We start from the raw sequence: 4,623 nt of genomic DNA, 5'->3' as shown, positions 1-4,623 counted from the left end.
CACGTTTCACGTGAAACGTGCCCCTCCTTCTGTCTTCCGACCCCCGGGCCGCTCAGGACTCCCGGTCCCCCTCGACGGCCCACCACTCCTTCAGCGCGGCTTCCGCACCCTCGGGCCCCAGCGGCCCCTTCTCCAGCCGCAACTCCAGCAGGTGGCGGTAGGCGCGCCCCACCCCCGGCCCCGGGCCGATACCCAGCACCCGCATGATGTCGTTGCCGTCCAGGTCGGGACGGATGGCGTCCAGTTCCTCCTGCTCCCGCAACCGTTCGATCCGCTTCTCCAGCCCGTCGTAGGAACGGGAGAGCGCGGTGGCCTTGCGCTTGTTGCGGGTGGTGCAGTCGGAGCGGGTCAGCTTGTGCAGGCGGTCCAGGAGGGGGCCGGCGTCCCGCACGTACCGCCGCACCGCCGAGTCGGTCCACTCCCCGCTGCCGTACCCGTGGAAGCGCAGGTGGAGCTCGACCAACCGTGAGACGTCCTTGATCAGCTCGTTCGAGTACTTCAGCTTCCCCATCCGGGAGCGGGTCATCTTCGCCCCCACCACCTCGTGGTGGTGGAAGGAGACCCTGCCGTCCTTCTCGAAGCGTCGCGTCCTCGGCTTGCCGATGTCGTGCAGCAGCGCCGCGAGCCGGAGCACCAGATCCGGCCCGTCGTCCTCCAGGGCGATCGCCTGCTCGAGCACGGTCAGGCTGTGATCGTAGACGTCCTTGTGTCGATGGTGCTCGTCGCGCTCCAGCCGCAGGGCCGGGAGCTCCGGCAGCACCCGGGCCGCCAGACCGGTGTCCACCAGCAGGGCCAGGCCCTTGCGGGGTCGGCCGCCCAGTACGAGCTTGTTCAATTCGTCACGCACCCGCTCGGCGGAGACGATGTCGATCCGCTCGGCCATCGCCGTCATCGCCGCCACCGTCGGCGGGTCCACCTCGAAGTCGAGCTGGGAGGCGAACCGTGCCGCGCGCATCATCCGCAGCGGATCGTCGGTGAAGGAGTCCTCCGGTGCGCCGGGGGTCCGCAGTCGTCGCCGGGCCAGATCCTCCAGACCACCGTGCGGGTCGATGAAGGTCTTCTCCGGCAGGGCCACCGCCATGGCGTTCACGGTGAAATCCCGTCGGAGCAGATCCCCCTCGATCGAGTCGCCGTAGGCCACCTCCGGCTTGCGGGAGGCCGGGTCGTAGAACTCGGACCGGTAGGTGGTGATCTCCAGCTGGAAGTCCTGCTTGCGGCAGGCCACCGTCCCGAAGGCGATGCCCACCTCCCACACGGCGTCCGCCCACGGCCCGACGATCCCAAGCACCTGCTCCGGACGGGCGTCCGTGGTGAAGTCCAGGTCGTGGCCGAGGCGGCCCAACAACGCGTCCCGCACGGAGCCGCCCACCAGCGCCAGGGAGCACCCCTCCGCCGCGAAACGCCGAGCCAGGTCGTCGGCCACGGGGGAGACCCGCAGGAGTTCGCTCACCGCCCGGCGTTGGACTTCCCCGAGTTCCACCGGCCTGCCGGCCCCGGGGGCACCGGTACTCGCGGGCACCCGGGTCGTGGAGGTGGTCCCGGCAACGCCGGCGCCTGCGGTGCTGTCATTCCTGTCGTTCGGCACAACAGCACAGGGTACGTGGGTTTTCCCTCCGGTTCCCCGGCCGGGGCTCCCGGGCGGCTTCCGAGGTGTCATGGGGCCGGCGCCCGCCGGCTACCATGAGCAGCACACCGAGTGACAGCGGCGTTGAGGGATCGAGGCATGGGCGTGGCCGAACCTGCGGGGACCGCATCCCGTGAGCCGTCGAACGGACGACCGACCCTCCGCGGCTTTCTGACCGCCCTGGTCCCGACCCTCTTGTTGTCCCTCCTGTTGGTGCCCCTCTCGGGCGGGGCACTCCTGCTGTCCGCCGTTCCGGCCGCGGCCGAGGAGCCCCCCGGCGACACCCCGGTCGAGGAGGACGCGGACATCGGGGCGGCCCGGGTGACCGTCACCGAGATCTCACCCGCCGTGCCCGGGCCCGACTCCCTCATCATCCTGCGCGGCACCGTCACCAACACCGGTGACTCCACGATCACCACCGCCACCGCCGCCCCCCGGCTGGCGGTGCCCCTCGCCAACCGGACCGCCATCGACTCCGCCACCGCCCGTCAGGGCTTCGACGTCGGTCTGGACGGTGCCTTCCTGAGCGGACACGGCGCCGAGCTGGAGCCGATCGAGCCGGACCAGGCCCGCCCCTTCGCCCTCCGGGTCCCGGTCTCCGAACTGGGCATCGGGGCGGCCGGGGTGCACCAGGTGACGATCGCGGTGACCGGTCGGACCGAGGCCGAGCAGTGGGACCAGATCCTGGGCGCCGGACGCGTGCTGCTGCCCGTGTCCGACCGGGAGAACCGGGACCGGGAGAGTCGGGACCGGGAGAGTCGGGAGAGTCGGGAGGAGGACGGCGGCACGGCCGTGACCGTGCTCTGGCCGTTGATCTCCACCGCCCACCTGCTGCCCGGCTCCCGCAACGGTGACGAGCAGGTGCCCGTCCTGCGCGACGACGCCCTCCTCACGGAGATCTCCTCCGGTGGCCGGCTGCACCGGATGGTGAGCCTGGGAGCCGACCTACCGGTCACCTGGGTGATCGACCCCGACCTGCTGGCCTCCGTGGACGCCATGACCGACGAGTACCGGGTGCAGGGCCCCGACGGGCTGATCGAGGGCCAGGGCCAGGAGGTGGCCCGGGCCTGGCTGTACCGCCTCCGGGAGGCGGTGGCCGACGCGGATGTCGTCGCGTTGCCCTACGCGGACCCGGACCTGGCCTCCCTCGCCCACCAGGGCAAGTCCGTGCCCGGTTCCCTGGCCCAGCTGCGCGCCGCCACCGAACTGGCACCGGTGACCGTGGAGACCATCCTGGGGGTGACCCCCCGCACGGACTACGCCTGGCCCATCGAGGGTGCTCTGGATCCGGACATCGTCTCGGTGGCCACCTCCGCCGGAGCGCAGCGGATCATCGCGCGGGACGACAGCGTCCGCACCGGGACGGGGGAGGACCACACCCCCTCCGCCGCCGGTCCCATCGGCGGCGGGGTCACCGCCGTGGTCGCCGACTCGCGGCTCTCCACCCTGGCCGAGGGGCGCATGACCCGGGCGGGTGAGGTCACCACCGCCCGACAGGCACTGCTGGCCCACACCCTGGCCGTCGCCGACCAGACGCCGGCGGCGGAGCGGCACGTGGTCCTGGCACCGCAGCGGATGCCCTCCGCGGATCAGGCCCGGGCCCTCGCGGAGGCCCTGGACACGCTCGCGGAGGAGGCCGACTGGGCGCGCTTCGCCGATCTCGACGAGGCCGCGCGGGCCGAGCCCGACCCGCTGGCCGCGCTCTCCGTCCCCGGCACCGACGAGTACCCGGAGCGACTGCGCGAGCAGGAGCAGCCGACGGGATCCTTCGAGGCCATGCGGGAGACCCGCCGGGCCCTGGACGACTTCGCGGTGATCCTCACCCGGGCCGACCGGGTGGTCACCCCCTTCGGGAACGCCATTCGCCGCGAGATGTCCACCTCCTGGCGCGGTGAGCCCGTGGACGCCGCCCGCTACCGGGCCGAGATCCGCGCCGAGCTGCGGGAGCTGACCGAGCAGGTCCACCTGATCGAGAAGAGCCCGATCACCCTCTCGGGGCGCAGCGCGATCATCCCGGTGACGGTGCAGAACAACCTGATGCAGGAGGTGCAGGGCCTGGAGCTGCGGCTCACCTCCAGTCGACGGATCGGCCTGGAGGTGGACGAGGCCCGGGAGGTCGCCGTGGGCGGCGGCCACAGCCAGTCCGTCAAGTTCGAGGCCACCGCCCGGGCCAACGGGCGCACCGTGCTGGAGGCCCAGCTCTACACCGCCGACGGCAAACCGTACGGCGAGGCCATACGCTTCCACGCCCGGGTCACCTCCATCACCTCGGCGGTGATGCTGGTGATCGCCGGCGGGGTCCTGCTGGTGGTGCTGGCCGGTATCCGCATGTACACCCAGCGGAAGCGGGCGGAGAGCGCCGGCGGGGGGCCCGGTGGCGAGCCGGACGCGCCCGGGGACACCCCGGGCGGAGGGGCCGACGGCGGGAGCCCCGGGGCGACGCCCCCCGGCTCCGGAAACGGCGGCACCGCCCACGGGGACACCCCGGCGGGTGAGTCGGGGACCGACACCGCCGGCGGCGACGCGGCGTCCGTCCGGCGGGGTGAGACAGTGGAGCGCGGCCGATGACCCGGAGCCACCGCGTTCCGCTCGGATGTCCGGGCATCCGTCGGCGCCGCCCGTCGAGCCGGCGCACACAGCAGGCACACGCCGGAGCAGGTCGGTGATCCTCCGACCACCGCGATTCGAGTTGGGGTAACCACATGCAAGCGCCATACGATCGTGACCCGGAACCCGGGGGTGCCGGCCCGTCGGACGCGACGGACCGGGACCGTGCGGACGGTTCGGGCCCGGCGGATCCGCGTGGAACCGGGGCGGGGGAGCGGGGCGACGTTCCTCCCGGCCCGTACTCCCCCTACGCCCCGTACGCCCAGCCGGGCTTCGGACAGGCCCCCCGGACGGATCGCGACCCCGTGGCGCGGCAGGAGCCGACGGGCCCCGCCACGTACGACCGTGCCGTGCCGTCGGCGCCCGTGGCCGGCGTGTCCGATCCCCACCCG

At 73.0% G+C, this 4,623-nt stretch carries 2 protein-coding genes; one reads left to right on the top strand and one right to left on the bottom strand.

Going from position 1 to position 4,623, the window contains the following annotated elements:
- Nucleotides 1-52: 52 nt before the first annotated feature.
- Nucleotides 53-1,585 (bottom strand): CCA tRNA nucleotidyltransferase, encoded by a 1,533-nt coding sequence (locus tag FNQ90_RS13270; RefSeq protein WP_407699359.1) that lies wholly within the window; start codon nucleotides 1,583-1,585, stop codon nucleotides 53-55.
- A 144-nt stretch (nucleotides 1,586-1,729) separates the two neighbouring features.
- On the opposite strand from FNQ90_RS13270, the gene FNQ90_RS13265 reads away from it, so the two are divergent.
- On the top strand, nucleotides 1,730-4,192 hold the full coding sequence (locus FNQ90_RS13265) for a DUF6049 family protein (protein ID WP_182606567.1): 2,463 nt from the start codon (nucleotides 1,730-1,732) through the stop codon (nucleotides 4,190-4,192).
- Nucleotides 4,193-4,623: the final 431 nt, after the last annotated feature.

Origin of the sequence: Streptomyces alkaliphilus, assembly GCF_014141535.1 — a bacterium.
GTDB classification, from domain to species: domain Bacteria; phylum Actinomycetota; class Actinomycetes; order Streptomycetales; family Streptomycetaceae; genus Streptomyces; species Streptomyces alkaliphilus.
The sequence above is the reverse complement of the archived record's forward strand: the minus strand, read 5'-3'. Positions and strand labels throughout refer to the sequence as shown.